The organism is Alteromonas sp. (assembly GCF_984505615.1).
On sequence record NZ_CFHOXV010000003.1, the window covers coordinates 187470 to 204598 of the forward strand.

Consider the following 17129-nt stretch of genomic DNA (forward strand, 5'->3'; position numbering starts at 1 on the left):
GCCGCTACGGCAACAATACCTTTTTTAGCTTGTACCGCTGCAATGATGTCGCTGATATCTATTACTTCACCGGTGGTAGTCGGATATTGCAACAGCGCACCGAACACATCGTGCTCTGCGGCTTCTTCTGCAGGACCGGTAACAATACCGAAACCAAACATTTCTGCGCGGGTTTCTACCACGTCTTTGGTTTGCGGGTGCACATCATCAGCGATGAAGAACAGGTTCGCTTTTTTGTTTTTCGAAACACGCTTGGCCAGAGCCATGGCTTCTGCGGCCGCTGTGCCTTCGTCCAACAATGAGGCTGAGGCCAGTTCCAGACCGGTCAAATCAATAGTAACCTGCTGGAAGTTCAGAATGGCTTCAAGACGGCCCTGGGCAATTTCAGGTTGATACGGCGTATATGCCGTGTACCAGCCCGGATTTTCCAGCACATTACGCAGAATAACGTTCGGTACGTGGGTGTCGTAATAACCCATACCGATAAAAGAGCGGTTGATTTTGTTTTTAGAAGCCACGGCTTTCAGTGCAGCCAGTGCATCAACTTCTGTCTCGCCACCACCTACTTCAATGGGTTTATCCAGTTGAATAGCTGCCGGTACAGTTTGAGCCATCAGATCATCCAGTGAGTCAGCGCCCACAGATGCCAGCATGGCTTGAATTTCTTCTTCACCCGGGCCGACGTGGCGGCGGATAAAGGCATTTTTTTGCTCTAACTGAGCCAAAGTAAGGGATGAATTCGACATAGTTTTGTTAAGCACTTGCAATGGGTTATAAAAACAAAAGGGGCTTAAATTGCCCCTTTAAGCCTTTTTGGATGTTGGCTCTGTAACGAATTAGTCTTCGTCGATGCTGTTTTCGTAGCCTTCTGCGTCCAGCAGACCTTCAGCTTCAGCAGGATCATCCGCTTTAATCTTGAATAACCAGCCGTCTCCGTACGGGTCGCTGTTTACCAGCTCAGGAGAGTCTTCCAGCGCATCGTTGATCGCAACGATTTCGCCGCTGATTGGCGCGTATACATCAGATGCAGCTTTAACAGACTCAGCGACACACACGTCGTCACCGGTACTTACCGCGTCGCCCACATCAGGCAAATCAACAAATACCATGTCACCCAGTAAGTCCTGAGCGTGCTCAGAAATACCTACAGTGAAAACACCATCGCCTTCAGGACGAACCCACTCGTGAGTTGATGCATAACGTAAATCGGTTGGGATATTGCTCATAATAAGTTCCTGATTATTCCTTGATGTTGGGATTACAATACACTTTTACCATTGCGTACAAAGCTGGGCTTAACCACATTTACTGTAACCCACTTTTTACGCATTTCCACCTCTACAGTATCACCTGTATTGGCAGGTACCCGGGCCAGTGCAACGGAATGCCCTAATGTTGGTGAGAAGGTGCCTGAAGTGATCACACCCTCTCCTGATTCTGAACGCACTTTTAAACCGTGACGTAACACGCCTTTCTCGGTCATTACCAGGCCGACAAGTTTGTCAGTACCGGCTTCTTTTTGTGCTTCTAATGCTTTGCGACCGACGAAATCACGGTCTGCCGGTTCCCATGTAATGGTCCAGCCCATGTTGGCAGCCAGCGGAGAGACGGTTTCGTCCATATCCTGACCGTACAGGTTCATACCGGCTTCTAAACGCAGCGTGTCACGTGCACCTAAGCCACACGGCTTAACACCTGCATCCAGCAGATCCTGCCAGAACTGCCCTGCCTGCGCGGCGGGAACCATAATTTCGTAGCCTGCTTCACCGGTGTAACCGGTAGTAGCAATGAATAAATCTTCCGCCTGTACGCCGAAGAACGGCTTCATGCCGGCAACCGCTTCTTTCTGAGCAGCGCTGAACAGCGTAGCGGCTTTTTCTTTCGCATTCGGGCCCTGAACGGCAATCATCGCGAAGTCCGGCTTTTCAGTGATGGTGACATCAAAACCGCTGGCTTTGTCTTTCAGCCAGTTCATGTCTTTTTCGCGGGTGGCGGAGTTCACTACAAGGCGATAGTTAGTTTCATCGAAGAAATACACGATAAGATCATCAACCACACCGCCTTCTTCGTTCAGCATGCCGCTGTAAAGCGCCTTACCTTTAACCTGTAACTTGGCTACGTCGTTAGCCAGCAGGTAGCGCAGATAATCTTTTGCCTGCGCGCCTGTGACATCAACAATGGTCATGTGAGACACATCGAACATACCGGCGTCTTTACGCACCGCGTGATGCTCTTCGATTTGTGAACCGTAATTGATTGGCATATCCCAGCCGAAGAAATCGACCATTTTTGCGCCAGCTTCAAGGTGCTTAGCGTGTAATGCGGTGGTATTCGTCATGCGACTTTGTCCGTTTCGATGTGATAAAAACAGCACAAAGTATAGGGTTACGGCAAAAGACCAATCAAATTGGAATTTCTTATCCTTACATTTGCAAATATAATATAAGAAACTCATATCATCAGCATTTCAAATCATTATGAAGCAGTTGTCGTTAGATAACTTACGTACTTTCGTGAGTGTTATTGAGCAAGGTGGATATGCTAAAGCAGGCGAATGGCTGGGCCGTTCCCAGCCTGCCATCAGCTTACAAATCAAAAAACTGGAAGAGCAGTTAGACCGGAAATTGTTTACCAAAGTGGGTCAGCGGCACCTGCCCAGTAACGATGGCAACTGGCTTTACCCCAAAGCAAAAGAATTGCTTGAGATGAACGATGCCATTTTCCGGTCGTTAACTCCGGCTCCGTTAAGTGGCCGCCTGCGTCTTGGTATTCCGAATGAATTCGCATCAACACTGTTACCGGGTTTAATTGGTGAGTTTTCCAAGCGCTACCCGGATGTTTCACTGGAAGTGACCTCATCGCTAAGCCGCGATCTGCTCCATGCTTCAAGGCGCAGTCAGTTCGATTTAATTCTGGCCCTGGTGAATCCTGATACGGAAGCCGGTGGTGAACTGGTGCTGGAAGACGATATGGTGTGGGTAGGTGATGCCGCCAGACCGCTGGTAAGCGACCATATTTCTTTAGTGCTCGCTCCGGACGGTTGTATGTACCGCAGCCGGGTGATTGATGAATTAAAGCAGCAAACACGGGTATGGAAAATTACCTATACCAATGCTGATTTAGGCGGTCTGGTTGCGGCTATTCAGCAGGGTTTGGGGATCACCGCCCTCGCCCGTTCCAGTATGCCGGAGAATTTAACTATCTTAAAAGACAGCCGCCTGCCCCGCCTGGGTAAAGTCAATATTTGCCTGTTCAATCAGGATACCCAGCATCCGGTGGTCAGCCGCACGCTGGCGGAGTTTATAAAAAGCAGGCTACAGCGTTAATCTGTTTCAGATCCGTTCATGAGTTCAGTGGTTCCGGGCTGGCAGTATGCTTAGTATGAAGTGGTTAAAACTTAACATTATTAATCAACCATAGATAAGGATGCCACTGTGAACCACGAACATACGCCGCCAGTATCAACTACAAGGTTTCCGGCAGAAAATCTGCTTGCCGGTGTACTGCTTTTTACTCTGGGCATGGGAGCGGGTGCGGCTATTGGTATGTCATGGGTCGTTTAATATGTCAGTTTTGTGACAATCACCTTTGAATATACGACTAAAGACTATACACTCCGCTGCCATTCTTACCGGCTGCAAGGTGAAATGTGTCTTTTACTTGTTCTTCTCTACGCTTTCTTTTCATTACATTCAGCGTTCTTTCTGCATTTAACAGCAATGCCACGTCTTTATTCTCAGACTACGAGGGTAACGGCCTGACTTATTCTACAGCGGATAATCAGTATTCCGTGCAAATCCGTGGCAGAGCACAGTTTCGCTTTGCCAGCCCTGGCGCCGGGCAACCCAACGACATTGGCGATTTCATTGCTAAAAGTGGCAATCAGTTCGATATTAACCGTGCCCGGCTAAAGGTTGGCGGACACGCTGTTCGTGAATGGATAAAATACTACTGGGAGTACGACGCCGCAGATTCCCGCACATTAAACGCCACCATTGCGCTGGAAAAATATGACGGACTAAAGGTGAAGTTCGGTCAGTGGAAAGTGGAATACTCACGCGAACGTAGCGTGAGCAGCGGTGGACAGCAAATGATGGACCGCTCAATCATCAACCGTGTTTTTACTCTGGATCGCCAGCAGGGTATGTCGGTTTATGGGCATATTGATGAAGGCGGCGCGGCAAACTTTAATTACTGGACAGCTCTGTTAACCGGTTCCGGTCGCGGTGAATATCACAATCACGATGGCAACCCCATGTATGCCGGACGCTTCCAGTGGAACTTTCTGGGTAAGGAAACCGGATTTAAAAACAGTGATATCAAACGCACGCCAGAACCTGCAGCCGCTGTTGCTGTAGCCGGCGCCAAATATCGCAGTATCTACACCCGCTTTTCCTCGTCGGGCCCGGGCGCACTGGATAATATCGATATTGGTGAAACCCCTGACCAATACGACGTAAAACAATATCTCGTCGACGGCGCATTCTTCTATCAGGGTTTTAACGCTCAGGGCGAATATCACGAAAAAGAGGTCACCGACAGAATTAACGGGAACCGGCAAACAACCCTGCGTGGCTATTACGTGCAGGCCGGATACTTCTTAAATGAACAGTTTGCCTGGTGGCCTGCGCCGCTTGAAGTGGCAGCCAGATATGCCACGTACGATCCGAAAACCGGTGATGATGGTGACAGATTTTACGAGCGCACACTGGCATTTAACTGGTTTATCAACGGTCATAACAATAAAGTGACCGCTGAAGTCAGTCAAATCAGCATGGAACAACAGAGTGAAGAGGTGAGAGACAGGATAACCTGGCGCTTACAATGGGATGTCAGTTTTTAACCGCTGCCGAATTCAGCATTATTGCTTACCCATCTTACCAACAAAAATTACTACTTTTGTCTAAATTACCTGACTATACTGAAGAGTATACTAACAAAAACTATGATTCTAAAAATAGTTGCCGGATGGTCGCCATCCGGTATGTGTAAAAGCTTTCATGTGGCAACTTTTCTTCCTGCCCCTTTACACAGTTAACCGGAAAATATTATGAAAAACGACATCGGGGTTGATTTACGTCAAGTAAATTCTCTTTTGCTGACAGCGTTGTCAAGCTATTGTCAACGCTGTCACTACAGAGTCAGAAGTATAGAAAATGCAAACGATTTGAAAATCGTTGCAGAGCTTTATAACGAAGATGTGCTGACGATGAAACTGCTGGCTGAAGGGGAAGTAGAGATTGAGACTCAGAGCTTCGAAAGTGGTGAATCCCGCTTTACGCGGGAATCATTGAATGCGCTGCTGCGTGCTACCAACCCATCGCCTGAGCCAGCCACTGACGCTTGATAGCGGGAATGGCGTCTGTCATTACCAGCCCGGCCCCGCGCACAAATTTCTTCAGGGGATGATTTCCGGCAAACAACGTTTTAAACCCGTCCATTGCCGCTACCACCGCCATTGCATCAGCCTTTCTGGCCCGCTCGAACGCCCGTAACTTTTCAAGAGATGCAAAATCTTTATCATCCTGAACACAGGTTTTAAGGGTTTCTGCAAGCGCAAAAGCGTCACGCATCCCTAAGTTCGCTCCCTGCCCCGCCAGCGGATGAATGGTATGTGCCGCATCACCGATAATAACCATGCCATTCTTTGCCCACTGTCTGGCATAACGCATGGTAAGCGGGAAGCTGTGTCTTTCACTTTCTACCGTTAACACGCCCAGAACACCGTCACTGGTTGCACTGAGGGCATGATTAAAGGCTTCATCACTCAACCCTGTTAAAGACGATGCCACTTCATTTGTCTGAGACCAAACTATAGAAACCAGATCCGGCTCAGATAAAGGTAACAGCGCTAACGGTCCGTCCGGGGTAAACACTTGTCTCGCGCACTGTTCGTGAGGTTCGGAGGTTCTCACTGTGGCGACGATTGCCGTATGACCGTAATCTTTGAAGGTAAGAGGAAATTGAGCTTGCCGGCGCACAAAAGAATTCGCTCCGTCGGCACCGACCAGTAACCGGCAGGCCAGTACCTGGTCGTTCTCCAGCATCAGCATGGTTTCGCGCTGCCCGCTGAGTACCTTCTGAATACGGGTTTCGATTAATTTTACGTGAGACTGCTGCGCTACCGTGTCAGCCAGCGCATTGGTCAGCAACTGGTTTTCAATGATATGTCCGAGCTGCGGCGCGGGTAAATCTTCCTTCGAAAAGTGAATTTTTCCGAAACTGTCTTTATCCCAGACGGACATCGTGTGATAGGCACTTACCCGCTCTTGCGGCATGCGCTGCCATACGCCAAGGTCTGACAGCGTTGAATAATTAGCCCCGTTAATTGCACTGACCCGTAACGCAGGTTCTGACGGCATCTCACGGTAAAATGGCTGGTCGCTGATCACGGCCACAGATATGCCGCTGTCATGCAAGGCTGCTGCAAGGCTTAATCCCACCATGCCGCCACCCGCAATAGCAATATCCACTGTATCCATGCTCTTTCTCCTGAATATTATGCGCCCGGGGCAAATCCGGTGGTTTGTCTGACAAAAAACGATTTCAGCGACGGACAGTTATCCATCGCCATCAAACCGGCATTTCTGGCTGCCAGCAAACCCCGGTTATCATTGGAAAACAACCTGACCAGGCCATCGGTCAGCGTGATGGTTGACCTCTTGTCCTGCTCACGGTTCAGCGCATATTGGCGCAACACATGAAAAGCACCGGGATCATCAGCATCAGCCAGTTGTGCCACCAGCGCACAGGCATCACGTAAGCCAAGGTTAAAACCCTGCCCGGCAATGGGATGAAGTGTTTGCGAGGCATTGCCACACACGACTGCGCGATGCGTGGTGGTATTCACCGTACGCTGCAGTGTCAGGGGATACGCAGTACGCTCACCGGCTTGCAGAATTGCGCCCTGCCGCCAGCCGAAATCATTCTGCAGCGCCTGGATAAAAGCTCTATCACCGGACTGCATCAGGGTTTCCGCCCGGTCAGGCGACACCGTCCATACAACGGAAAAGCCGCAGGCATTACGGTGTCCGGTGGCAAAGCCCGGATCGTAAGGCAAAAATGCCACCGGGCCTTCCGGGGTAAATCGCTCGTAAGCAAGATGTTCGTGAGGTTTTTGCGTGATGACATTCACCACAATGGCAGTTTGCCGGTAATCCTCTGTGGTACGCTCAAACCCGAGTTCTTCATGCAGTGGCGAACGGCCACCATCTGCCAGAACAACCAGCCGGGCGCGCAGGGTTTCACCGTTGCTGAGGGTAAGTTCCGTGGCATCCTGAGTGCGGCTCACTGAACTCACATGCAATGGACAAAACAAACTTAATCCCGGGGTCTCCGGCGGAATTTGCAGGGCTTCACCCAGGTGCTTCAATGAAATTACCTGCCCGAAATGGCTGACGTGAAAGTCATCGGCATTGAGCTGGCAAAGCCCGGCAGCTCCTTTGTCTGAAACCTGAATATGCTTGATGGGCACGGCACCGGCAGAACCTGCGTCGATATCCAGCGCGGCCAGTTCATCCGCGGTGCGTTTTGCCAGTGCAATCACTCTGGCATCGAAGCCCGGATGGGAACCGTCTGAGGTATAAGCGTTGGCTTCTACCAGCGCGACAGAAAAGCCGGTGTGTTTCAGCAATCCGCGGGCAATAACGTTACCTGTTGCTCCGCCTCCGATAATCACGACATCAAATTCAGACACCGGTTATGACTTCCTCATTAACGCTTCAATTTCACTGATTTCTTTCGGTACATCTGCAGTTATTACGTCAGCACCGGTTGCCGTGATCACCAGGTTATCTTCAATACGCACACCAATACCGCGATAGGCTTTGGGCACATCTGCGTCCGGCGCAATATAAAGTCCGGGTTCGATAGTGATCACCATACCCGGTTGCAGCGGGCGATCTTCACCGTCCTGACGGTAGTCACCCACATCATGTACGTCCAGTCCTAAATAATGCCCTATGCCGTGCATAAAGAACTGCCGGTAATGCAAACCTTCAAGGTTTTCTGCCACAGTGCCTTTCAGCAGGCCCAGTTCAACCAGACCGGCGGTGAGTACTTCAGCGACAATTAAACCGGCTTGGTTCAGCGTCATACCGGGCCCAATCCTGTCGAGTACGGCAAGCTGAGCATCCAGTACTAACTGATAGATACTGCGCTGTGGCGCACTGAATTTTCCATTTACCGGAAAGGTCCGCGTGATGTCACCAGCATAACCCGCATATTCTGCTCCGGCATCGATCAGGATCAAATCACCGTCACAAATCTGCGCGTTGTTTTCGGTGTAATGCAAAATACAGGCATTATCGCCGCTGCCCACAATGGTGCCGTAGGCAGGATGTCTGGCACCGGACATAGCAAATTCGTGATGCAGCTCTGCTTCAAGCTGATATTCGTAACAACCGGGATGAGCAAACTTCATGGCACGGATATGTCCCTGCGCAGAGATTTTTCCGGCAGCCTGCATCAGCGCAATTTCACAGGAAGATTTGAATAACCGCATTTCATGAATTAACGGTGTAACATCACAGAGTGCCGCCGGAGAAATATTTTCCTTCGGTGCTGCCGCCAGCTTATTGTGCAAAGCAAACAGGGTTTCCCGCAACGGACTTTGAAACGGAAAATACACATGGTCGTGTCCGCCAAGCCATTCTGACAGCACATCCTCCAGTTCGCTCAGCTCAAACGCTTCATCCAGAGCAAACTCTGACAAACCGGCATCAGCGCCTAAACGCCTGCCCTGCCAGATTTCGGCTGTTTTGTCCTTCGGACGAAACGCCATTGCACGGTAAGGGTCGGAAAACTGGCTGTGGTTCGACAGCAACAACATGGTATCTGGCTCGTCAAAACCGGTGAGATACCAGAAGTCGCTGTTCTGGCGGAAAGGATATTCTGTATCGCGGCTGCGTGTTATCAGCGAAGCAGCGGGGATCACTACCACGCTTTCCGGTTCACACAAGGCCAGCAAGCGGTGCTGGCGCGCAATAAATTCCTGTTTGCTTATCATGATCAATGTACGGAAGGTTTATCTTTTTGATCGTCGAGCAGCGACTCGCCCAGTTCGTTGAAGCAAAGCAGTGCAGAAATTTTGACGTACTCCACCACTTCAAACAGCGCCCGCTCAGATTCTTCATCTTCGGTCATAGGCTCTTCCATGCGGGAGATATCGGCGAAATCCTGCAACGCTTCTTTGACGTCTTCAGAACATTGCATCAGGTTTTGCTGATACAACCCAAAACCAAGCATAAAGCCCTGCACCCAGTTAATCAGACCCAGACCACGGTCATTGATCGGTGCTTTGTCATCCGGCAACATCAGATTGAGGGAAAATTCTGCTTCAATCAGTTGCTGACATAATTCATTGAATACATCGGTAAGCACCACGGTCAGTTCCGGGGCAAACGCAGCGCCCTCATTCATGGTGTCTTTCAGTACATCCAGCCACTTCCGTTCTGATACCGCCATACCGCCACATAACATACCGCACAATGTGCCCTGAATTTCAGCACCGTCTGCGATGACATCGTATTGTGACAACACATTAGTGACACGGTCGTAATCGAGTTGTTTATCCACGTATTCTTTCCATCAGTTAATTGCGGTCATGCTACCAAAAAGGCTGCTTAAAACCCAGTTTAAACCAATTTCATGGACAGTGTTTGAGCAGTCAGTCTTTCTCCCCTTTTCACGTTCCTCATAATGCTTTAGGATCAACACTGTTATCGATAAAACCTGCTCAATAAAGCAACAAGCTTAACCAAATGGTCAGGCATGCAATACGTTGCTACAGCAGGCTTAGAGCCAATAAAACAGCCTTTTTTGAAAAGTTCTCAAAACTTTAAGTGTGATCTGCTTCACGAACCGTGTCGTTTGATATACTCTGTTGCGCTGTTTTTTAATTACACTGTCTTCTGGAATGTTTGCCAGTTCATTCATGTCCCTGGCCGATGCTTTAAACCAAGGAAGATGACCGCGTAGCTATTGTGCAAGCCCGGCGCGTACCGGGAAGCCTACGGCTATGAAGATTCTTCCGCCCTGAACATTTCGGTTCACGGGCGAACGATGAACAGCGGCATTTCGGAAGGCGCCCTCTTTCGACGGAAAGTAGAAATGGCAGTCATTAATTTTGGTTCGATAAATATCGATCACGTCTATCACGTAGATCATTTCGTAAAGCCGGGTGAAACACTGGCATCAACAAAATACACTCAGTTGCTTGGTGGCAAAGGCGCAAACCAGTCTATTGCACTGGCACAGGCCGGTGCTGATGTTAAGCACGTGGGCGCAATTCATCAGTCTGATGCGGCATTCAAACAAACATTAATTCGCCATGGCGTTGATTGTCAGTATGTTGCCTGTACCGAAACGGCCTCCGGCCATGCCATTATTCAGGTAACCCCTGACGGTGAGAACGCCATAGTGTTGTTCGGCGGTGCTAATCAGACAATCAATGAAGCGACAGTCAGAAAAGCCCTCAGTGACACCAGTTCAGCTGACTGGGTACTTACCCAGAATGAGACCAGCAGCATTGCTGATATGTTGAAGCAGGCAAAAGAGAAGCAACTGAAAGTTGCCTTTAACCCTGCGCCGATGAGCGAATCAGTTAAGTCTTTACCGCTGGAATGTGTTGACCTGCTCATCGTAAATGAAACCGAAGCTGCGGCGATTACCGGGCAGGACAATGTTGAAGATATCGTCACCTGGTTTAAAGCTAACTGGCAACATGGCGAAGTGATTCTTACACTGGGTAAAGACGGCGTGATAATGCTGCGTAAAAGTGGCGATGTGATCAAAGTAGACGCATTTACGGTGGATGCTGTTGATACCACCGCCGCCGGTGACTGTTTTATCGGTTATTTTTTATCGGCCTACAGCAATCACACAGACGCCAGACAAGCACTTATCCGTGGCTGTGCCGCCTCTGCCATCGCCGTTACCCGTGAAGGTGCCGCACAATCTATACCGCAGCAGAAGGAAGTAGACCGCTTCCTCGCGAAACATGTCTGATAGTTCAAAAGGACAACTATGACACACAAAATTATTCTTGATACTGATCCGGGCATCGATGATGCAATGGCGATCTTTTTTGCTTTTCAACATCCTGAAATTGAAGTGCTGGGCCTGACTACCGTTTTCGGTAATGTTCCGGTAACCATGTCTGCCAGAAATGCGCTGACCCTGTGTGAATACGCCGGTCAGGACATTCCTGTCACGCAAGGTGTGGGCATGCCATGGGTTGGCCCTGAGTCAGGTTATGCCCATTTCGTGCATGGTGATGACGGCTTCGGTAATACGTTTCCGGAAGCCTCTGAGCGGGAGCTCGATCCCCGCAGTTCAGCACAGTACATCGTAGATATGGCCCGCAAACATCCCGGTGAAATCACCCTGGTTGCGATTGGCCCGCTGGGTAACCTGGCGCTGGCATTGCGCCTTGAGCCGGAATTACCCAAGCTGATTAAAGGTGTCGCGATTATGGGCGGCGCGGCATTTGTACCCGGTAACGTAACGCCGGTGGCTGAAGCCAATATCTGGAACGACGCCCACGCCGCAGCCATTGTATTCGCTGCCGACTGGCCTGTTACCATGTTTGGCCTTGATGTTACGCTGAAAGCGCCTTTCGCACCGTCTTTCCTGGATACTCTGGAAACGGGTAATGAAAAACTGGGTGGCTTCGTTAAGCGTGCATCACAGTTTTATATCGACTTTTACTCGCAAAACCGTGAAGAACGTGTGTGTTTCTTCCACGACGCGTATCCGCTGGCCTGGCTGGTCAACCCTGAACTGTTTACCATTACCCGTGGCCACGCCCGTGTAGGTACCGGTGAACTGGACAGAGGACAAACAGTCGTCGCTCCGGCAGGTTCAACACCAAGCCCGCTATGGACTGAAGCGCAAATGATTGATGTCGCAACCGATGTTAATCACGAAAAACTGGAACAATTGTTCATCGACACCTACGCTTTATAAAGTCCGGAGGAGTATTTCCCTGCTAAAAGCGCCTCCGGGCGCTTTTTTTATGACTTAAGGACAGCCCGGGGAAATCATGATTCAACCGCCATTACCGGAAAATGAAGAAATCACTCAGTTCAGACAACAGGACCCCTGTTTAGCTATAGTGGCTTTAACAGAAGACTTATTCACTGAAGACAAACAATTGCGGCAAACCGGCATTGATGCCGCCCTCACACTGCCTGTGAATAATGATACACTTTGCGACACCTTAAGTTTCTTCTTATTACCCGATGGAAAAAATCAGTAGCGCAGGATTAACACGTCAGGAATTACGTAAAGTACTGCGGTTACGCCGCAACAACCTGTCTGAAGAGACGCAGGCTCAGGCTGCCGTAAGCCTGAGCCGTGAGCTGACGGCACTGCCGGAATGGCAACAAGCCACGCATGTAGCGGCATACCTGGCAAACGACGGAGAAGTCAGCCTTTCGGACACCATTACCACCGCGGCAGCCCAGAATAAAATCGTCAGCCTGCCGGTACTGCATCCGTTTAACCGTCAGCATCTGCTATTTTTGCACTATCATGACAACACCATACTGGTGAATAACCGCTTCAATATTGCTGAGCCTCAGTTACGCTGCCCTGATGTGATACCTTTTTCCCGTCATGATTTAATTCTGATGCCGCTCACCGGTTTCGACGAAAAAGGAAACCGGCTGGGCATGGGTGGCGGATTTTACGATCGTACGCTGGCGCCCTATCGCAACGCAGCTTCCCGCCCCCTGCTTGCCGGTATCGCACATGATTGCCAGCAGGTTGACGCGCTGCCGGTTGAACCCTGGGATTTCCCCCTGGATCTCATCATCACGCCTTCCGGCGTAATACGGCCGGATAAGACTAATTGCCCTTAATTTCGTCTCCCATTCCTGCAGTTTTCAGTTAAACTTCTGCAAAACTTTGGAGAACCCCTATGGATCAGAACGCGAAGAAGAAAGCTGTAGCTGAAGCAGCCATAAAATATGTAGAGCCGGACACCATTGTTGGTGTGGGCACAGGCTCAACGGTCAATTTTTTTATTGATGCGCTGGCAGACATTAAACACAAGATTATTGGCGCAGTATCCAGCTCAGACGCATCAACAGAAAAACTTAAAGCCCACGGCATTGAAGTGTTTTCGCTGAATGAAGTAGACAGCCTTTCTGTTTATGTTGACGGCGCTGATGAAGTGACAGAACACAAACACATGATCAAAGGCGGCGGCGCAGCCCTGACGCGTGAAAAAATCGTCGCAGCGGTAGCGAAAACTTTCGTGTGCATTGTAGACGACACCAAACAGGTACCGGTACTGGGCAAATTTCCGCTCCCTGTTGAAGTCATTCCCATGGCGCGCTCTTACGTAGCCAGAGAGCTGGTAAAACTGGGTGGCGATCCGGTTTACCGTGAAGGCGTGGTGACTGACAACGGCAACGTGATACTGGATGTTCACAACCTGAACATCATTAATCCCCGTGAAATGGAAGATGCTATTAACAGTCTGGCCGGCGTAGTCACTAACGGTATTTTTGCCAACCGTGGCGCAGATATTGTACTGGTAGCAACCGGTTCGGGCGTAATTACGGTCAGCGACTAAACTTAATCACCCTGTCAGCAAGCCGGATATAAGGCTTGCTGAATGAAATAGCGCTTTTAACCAACAACGATATCTGTTATTTTGCCCATATAGACGTCCAGATGTCTTTTTGCAACCAACTATTCGAGATGTGAGGCAATGAGTAAAGTATCCCTACCCAAGGACAAGATCCGTATATTGCTACTGGAAGGCGTTCACCAAAGTGCCGTTGAAACCTTAAACAGTAACGGTTACACCAATGTTGAGTATCTGAAGACCTCCCTGTCAGAAGAAGATCTCATCGAAAAAGTGAAGGATGTTCACTTTATCGGAATCCGTTCACGTACTCAGATCACTGAGGCCGTGGTTCAGGCCGCTGAAAAGCTGGTTGCTGTAGGTTGCTTCTGTATCGGTACCAATCAGGTAGATTTGAAAGCCACTCAGTTTAAAGGCATTCCTGTATTCAACGCGCCATTTTCTAACACCCGTTCTGTTGCAGAACTGGTGCTGGGCCAGTTAATTCTTCTTCTTCGCGGCGTACCGTCCAAGAATGCCAAAGCCCATCGTGGTGAGTGGGAAAAGAGTGCTGTAGGCTCATACGAAGCCCGTGGTAAAACGCTGGGTATCATTGGCTACGGCCACATTGGAACACAGCTGAGCATTCTTGCTGAGCACCTGGGCATGCGCGTTCAGTTCTACGATATTGAAGACAAGCTGGTACTGGGTAACTCTGTGCAGGTGAAATCGCTGGATACCCTTCTGGCGACATCTGACGTCGTTTCTCTGCATGTTCCTGAAACCCTGTCTACTAAAGACATGATTGGTAAAGCAGAACTGTCGAAAATGAAAAAAGGCGCCATTCTTATCAATGCGTCCCGTGGTACTGTTGTTGATATCGATGCACTGGTTGAAGCTATGGAAAGCGAACACCTTGCCGGTGCCGCTATCGATGTATTCCCGGTTGAGCCGAAATCGAATACTGAAGAATTCGAATCACCGCTGCGTCAGTTTGATAATGTGATCCTTACCCCCCACGTGGGCGGCAGCACACAGGAAGCGCAGGAAAATATCGGTATTGAAGTAGCCGGTAAACTGGCGAAATACTCAGACAACGGTTCAACGCTGTCTGCAGTGAACTTCCCTGAAGTATCCTTACCGGATCACCCCGGCCGTTCACGCTTACTGCACATCCACGAAAACCGTCCGGGTGTACTGAACCAGATTAACCAGACATTCGCAGAAAAAGGTATCAACATTGAAGCTCAGTATCTGCAAACCGTTGCAGATATCGGTTACGTAGTTGTTGATGTGGAAGCAAACAAAGCCGATGAAGGTCTGGCCCAGCTTCAAAACATCAAAGGCACAATTAAAACCCGCCTTCTGCACTGATCCCTTCGAAAGGATTATGTTCAAAATCAAATCCGGTGTCTCTGTACACCGGATTTTTTTATCTCTTCTGGTCACGCCTTCCGCAGTTAAATCCTGCTCTGTTTGATCTCAGCTTTGTGCTGCCGTGTATCTTTTCTGTGACACATAAATTTAACACCTGCTACGTTGGGCCATGACGGCGCACGTATTTAACCTCAGGGCTTTTAAGCATGATGAGAAGAAACGCACTGTGCATGACGTTAGGGATAACCGCTTTGTGTGGTCCCGTCACTGCAGAAGAAGATAACTTTAACCTTGGCGGTCATGTGAGAGTCAATTACGGTCACCGTGACTGGCAGGCGCCGGCAATACGGGACGGACTGGAATTTGAGTCAATCAAACTCACCGTCGACGGAAAATTCGATGACTTTTCCTACAAAGCTGATTACCGTTGGTATGAAAATACTGATTTCGATACGGTCCGCTATGCAGATCTGACCTGGCATTACGACGAATACCTGGATGTCACCGGCGGTATCACTAAAGTCCCCTTCGGATTGTTACCTTTCGCTTCAAACAGCTTCTGGTTCTCCGCCAATTACTATATTGGTTTTGAAGATGATTATGATGCAGGGGTTGTTGCCCGTTATGAACGGGGTCCGTTTACGGTTCACGCCGGCTATTTTCTGAATGATGAATACAATAATGCCGCCCGCTTTGGCCGCTACTCCTTTGACGTCGCTGATGACGGCGAATACCGTAATCAGGAAGATGGCCAGTACAACTTGCGGGTAAATTACGAAGCCAGACTACTTCCCCGCTCCACCACCGACATCGGCGTATCATTTCAGCAGGGTGACATATTTAATTTTGATACACAGGATAGCGGAGACATGACCGCTTATGCTGTACACCTGCGCCATAACCAGAAACCCTGGAAAGTAGAGCTGCAGTATCTGGATTACCGCTACGATCTGGCTGCCCCGGAAGGACAACTTCAGGACCGGCTGGCCCTGTCTTCGTTTGAAGCGCCATTCCTGATGGCCAGTGAAGGTCAGTCGTATATGGCTAACCTGGCTTACAGCTTCCCTTTCACTGTCGCTTCTTTAGAGGATATTACCTGCTACAGTGAATATTCCCGCGTGGAAGGAGGCTCTGAAGCCGGCAGCGACAGTACCCAGTGGGTAAACGGATGCAGCTTCGGCTGGTCTAAATTATTCGTATATGTCGACAGTATTCAGGGCAAAAACATGTGGTTTTCCGGCGGGTCCGGCATGGGGTTAAACTTCAACGATGATCCGCAATCCACACACCGCCTGAACATCAGCCTGGGAGTATATTTCTGATATGTTATTATTACGACTCATTAAAACAGCGCTGCTGACCGCCGCGTTGTTACCCGCCGCAGCCATGGCTCACACCTGGATGACAGTGAAAATTGCCACCACAGAATACGCACCGTATACCTCTGAAGAGATGGAACACAACGGCTACATGAATCACATCATCAGCGAAGTGTTTCTGGAAACCGGTGTACGGGCTGAGTTTATTTACGTTCCCTGGGAAGACGCACTGGAAGGGGCAAAGAATGGCGAATATGACGCCATTTCTTACGGCAACTATGTTCGGGATCGGGAAAAGACCTTCTGGCACAGCGAGCCTGTCACCTCAGAAAACCTGGTTTTCTACGTCAACAATGAATCCGGTCCCGACATGTGGTCAGGTCTGAATGATTTGACTGACTACACCATGGGGGTTACGAAAGACTATCTGTATAACAATGAGCTGTCCCGATACATTAAAGAAGGCAAAAACATCAGCACGGCAGACACTGACGATGAAAACTTCAACCAGTTGATCGACGGCGACACAGATATTTTCCCTATCGATGAATTAACCGGCTGGTATCTTCTGCAACGTGATTTCAGCGAAGCAGAACGGGATGAAATTCACCAGATAAGCCCGCTGGTTTCTACTGTCACCACTCACCTGCTGGTACCTAAAAACAAAGAAAAGCGACTGGTGCTGGAGCTGTTTAACAGAGGTCTGAATAACCTGAAAGAAAAAGGTGAGCTGGACCGTTTCAAACGCTTGCTCAGAGAAGGGTATTATCAGACACCGGAGAAACCGGTGAACTTTGACAGAAGATAGCCTGAAGGAAGCAAGTGACTCCCATAAAAAAGCCCTGTAAATCAGGGCT

General features: G+C 49.4%; 18 protein-coding genes, 1 other RNA gene and 1 pseudogene. 13 read left to right on the plus strand and 7 right to left on the minus strand.

Translation table 11 applies throughout. The features are described from left to right. The 3 genes and pseudogenes from AC4PME_RS03925 to gcvT all read right to left on the minus strand — a co-directional run. Nucleotides 1-746 (minus strand): annotated as a pseudogene (locus tag AC4PME_RS03925) (glycine dehydrogenase (aminomethyl-transferring)); the annotation flags it as partial. A gap of 90 nt (nucleotides 747-836) precedes the next feature. After that, the gene (gene gcvH, locus AC4PME_RS03930; protein WP_119502131.1) at nucleotides 837-1226 is read right to left on the minus strand and encodes a glycine cleavage system protein GcvH; all 390 of its coding nucleotides are present in this window, start codon (nucleotides 1224-1226) and stop codon (nucleotides 837-839) included. A 32-nt stretch (nucleotides 1227-1258) separates the two neighbouring features. After that, on the minus strand, nucleotides 1259-2338 hold the full coding sequence (gene gcvT, locus AC4PME_RS03935) for a glycine cleavage system aminomethyltransferase GcvT (protein WP_491044988.1): 1080 nt from the start codon (nucleotides 2336-2338) through the stop codon (nucleotides 1259-1261). A 139-nt stretch (nucleotides 2339-2477) separates the two neighbouring features. On the opposite strand from gcvT, the gene AC4PME_RS03940 reads away from it, so the two are divergent. The 4 genes from AC4PME_RS03940 to AC4PME_RS03955 all read left to right on the plus strand — a co-directional run bounded on the left by AC4PME_RS03940 (nucleotide 2478) and on the right by AC4PME_RS03955 (nucleotide 5347). Then, nucleotides 2478-3326 carry a LysR family transcriptional regulator gene (locus AC4PME_RS03940; protein WP_303572928.1) on the plus strand — a complete coding sequence of 283 codons (849 nt, stop codon included), beginning with the start codon at nucleotides 2478-2480 and terminating at the stop codon, nucleotides 3324-3326. A 108-nt stretch (nucleotides 3327-3434) separates the two neighbouring features. Then, the gene (locus tag AC4PME_RS03945; RefSeq protein WP_269748645.1) at nucleotides 3435-3563 is read left to right on the plus strand and encodes a hypothetical protein; all 129 of its coding nucleotides are present in this window, start codon (nucleotides 3435-3437) and stop codon (nucleotides 3561-3563) included. Nucleotides 3564-3649: 86 nt separating this feature from the next. Next, nucleotides 3650-4843: a porin gene (locus tag AC4PME_RS03950; protein WP_491044989.1), complete on the plus strand. Its 1194-nt coding sequence runs from the start codon at nucleotides 3650-3652 to the stop codon at nucleotides 4841-4843. A 207-nt stretch (nucleotides 4844-5050) separates the two neighbouring features. Then, on the plus strand, nucleotides 5051-5347 hold the full coding sequence (locus AC4PME_RS03955; protein ID WP_491044990.1) for a hypothetical protein: 297 nt from the start codon (nucleotides 5051-5053) through the stop codon (nucleotides 5345-5347). On the opposite strand, the gene AC4PME_RS03960 is transcribed toward AC4PME_RS03955, so the two are convergent. From AC4PME_RS03960 to AC4PME_RS03975, 4 genes are read right to left on the minus strand one after another with little or no spacing between them, the layout of a single operon-like run. Next, entirely contained in the window at nucleotides 5310-6482 is a 1173-nt protein-coding gene (locus AC4PME_RS03960; RefSeq protein ID WP_491044991.1) for an FAD-dependent monooxygenase, read from the minus strand. The genes AC4PME_RS03955 and AC4PME_RS03960 overlap by 38 nt on opposite strands. A gap of 17 nt (nucleotides 6483-6499) precedes the next feature. Next, a complete protein-coding gene (ubiH, locus tag AC4PME_RS03965) occupies nucleotides 6500-7696 on the minus strand; it encodes a 2-octaprenyl-6-methoxyphenyl hydroxylase (protein WP_491044992.1) in 1197 nt (398 codons plus the stop codon). A gap of 3 nt (nucleotides 7697-7699) precedes the next feature. Beyond that, nucleotides 7700-9007: a Xaa-Pro aminopeptidase gene (gene pepP, locus AC4PME_RS03970; RefSeq protein WP_491044993.1), complete on the minus strand. Its 1308-nt coding sequence runs from the start codon at nucleotides 9005-9007 to the stop codon at nucleotides 7700-7702. Between the two features lie 2 nt (nucleotides 9008-9009). After that, nucleotides 9010-9576, minus strand: a complete 567-nt coding sequence (locus AC4PME_RS03975) for a UPF0149 family protein (protein WP_491044994.1) — start codon at nucleotides 9574-9576, stop codon at nucleotides 9010-9012. Nucleotides 9577-9905: 329 nt separating this feature from the next. On the opposite strand from AC4PME_RS03975, the gene ssrS reads away from it, so the two are divergent. The 9 genes from ssrS to AC4PME_RS04020 all read left to right on the plus strand — a co-directional run bounded on the left by ssrS (nucleotide 9906) and on the right by AC4PME_RS04020 (nucleotide 17080). Next, nucleotides 9906-10088, plus strand: a non-coding RNA gene (gene ssrS, locus AC4PME_RS03980) — 6S RNA. 22 nt (nucleotides 10089-10110) lie between these two features. Next, nucleotides 10111-11007 (plus strand): ribokinase, encoded by an 897-nt coding sequence (locus AC4PME_RS03985; protein ID WP_491044995.1) that lies wholly within the window; start codon nucleotides 10111-10113, stop codon nucleotides 11005-11007. Nucleotides 11008-11025: 18 nt separating this feature from the next. Continuing rightward, entirely contained in the window at nucleotides 11026-11967 is a 942-nt protein-coding gene (locus AC4PME_RS03990) for a nucleoside hydrolase (RefSeq protein WP_303572919.1), read from the plus strand. A 76-nt stretch (nucleotides 11968-12043) separates the two neighbouring features. Next, nucleotides 12044-12259 (plus strand): hypothetical protein, encoded by a 216-nt coding sequence (locus tag AC4PME_RS03995; protein WP_119502141.1) that lies wholly within the window; start codon nucleotides 12044-12046, stop codon nucleotides 12257-12259. Then, the gene (locus AC4PME_RS04000; protein ID WP_491044996.1) at nucleotides 12243-12863 is read left to right on the plus strand and encodes a 5-formyltetrahydrofolate cyclo-ligase; all 621 of its coding nucleotides are present in this window, start codon (nucleotides 12243-12245) and stop codon (nucleotides 12861-12863) included. Before AC4PME_RS03995 ends, AC4PME_RS04000 begins: the two co-directional genes overlap by 17 nt. A gap of 59 nt (nucleotides 12864-12922) precedes the next feature. After that, nucleotides 12923-13582, plus strand: coding sequence for a ribose-5-phosphate isomerase RpiA (rpiA, locus tag AC4PME_RS04005; RefSeq protein ID WP_119502143.1), 660 nt, complete (start codon nucleotides 12923-12925; stop codon nucleotides 13580-13582). Nucleotides 13583-13720: 138 nt separating this feature from the next. After that, nucleotides 13721-14950, plus strand: coding sequence for a phosphoglycerate dehydrogenase (gene serA, locus AC4PME_RS04010; RefSeq protein WP_119502144.1), 1230 nt, complete (start codon nucleotides 13721-13723; stop codon nucleotides 14948-14950). 209 nt (nucleotides 14951-15159) lie between these two features. Continuing rightward, nucleotides 15160-16275 (plus strand): hypothetical protein, encoded by a 1116-nt coding sequence (locus AC4PME_RS04015; protein ID WP_491044997.1) that lies wholly within the window; start codon nucleotides 15160-15162, stop codon nucleotides 16273-16275. Nucleotide 16276: 1 nt separating this feature from the next. Continuing rightward, complete coding sequence (locus tag AC4PME_RS04020) at nucleotides 16277-17080, plus strand: substrate-binding periplasmic protein (protein ID WP_491044998.1); 804 nt, start codon at nucleotides 16277-16279, stop codon at nucleotides 17078-17080. Nucleotides 17081-17129: the final 49 nt, after the last annotated feature.

Bases quoted from the DNA above. Each gene is read 5' to 3' on its own strand.
- serA (WP_119502144.1), top strand. From the start codon at position 13,721: ATGAGTAAAGTATCCCTACCCAAGGACAAGATCCGTATATTGCTACTG.
- AC4PME_RS03940 (WP_303572928.1), top strand. From the start codon at position 2,478: ATGAAGCAGTTGTCGTTAGATAACTTACGTACTTTCGTGAGTGTTATT.
- AC4PME_RS03995 (WP_119502141.1), top strand. From the start codon at position 12,044: ATGATTCAACCGCCATTACCGGAAAATGAAGAAATCACTCAGTTCAGA.
- AC4PME_RS03955 (WP_491044990.1), top strand. From the start codon at position 5,051: ATGAAAAACGACATCGGGGTTGATTTACGTCAAGTAAATTCTCTTTTG.
- gcvT (WP_491044988.1), bottom strand. From the start codon at position 2,338: ATGACGAATACCACCGCATTACACGCTAAGCACCTTGAAGCTGGCGCA.
- rpiA (WP_119502143.1), top strand. From the start codon at position 12,923: ATGGATCAGAACGCGAAGAAGAAAGCTGTAGCTGAAGCAGCCATAAAA.
- AC4PME_RS03985 (WP_491044995.1), top strand. From the start codon at position 10,111: ATGGCAGTCATTAATTTTGGTTCGATAAATATCGATCACGTCTATCAC.
- AC4PME_RS03960 (WP_491044991.1), bottom strand. From the start codon at position 6,482: ATGGATACAGTGGATATTGCTATTGCGGGTGGCGGCATGGTGGGATTA.
- gcvH (WP_119502131.1), bottom strand. From the start codon at position 1,226: ATGAGCAATATCCCAACCGATTTACGTTATGCATCAACTCACGAGTGG.
- AC4PME_RS03990 (WP_303572919.1), top strand. From the start codon at position 11,026: ATGACACACAAAATTATTCTTGATACTGATCCGGGCATCGATGATGCA.
- AC4PME_RS04020 (WP_491044998.1), top strand. From the start codon at position 16,277: ATGTTATTATTACGACTCATTAAAACAGCGCTGCTGACCGCCGCGTTG.
- AC4PME_RS04000 (WP_491044996.1), top strand. From the start codon at position 12,243: ATGGAAAAAATCAGTAGCGCAGGATTAACACGTCAGGAATTACGTAAA.
- AC4PME_RS04015 (WP_491044997.1), top strand. From the start codon at position 15,160: ATGATGAGAAGAAACGCACTGTGCATGACGTTAGGGATAACCGCTTTG.
- pepP (WP_491044993.1), bottom strand. From the start codon at position 9,007: ATGATAAGCAAACAGGAATTTATTGCGCGCCAGCACCGCTTGCTGGCC.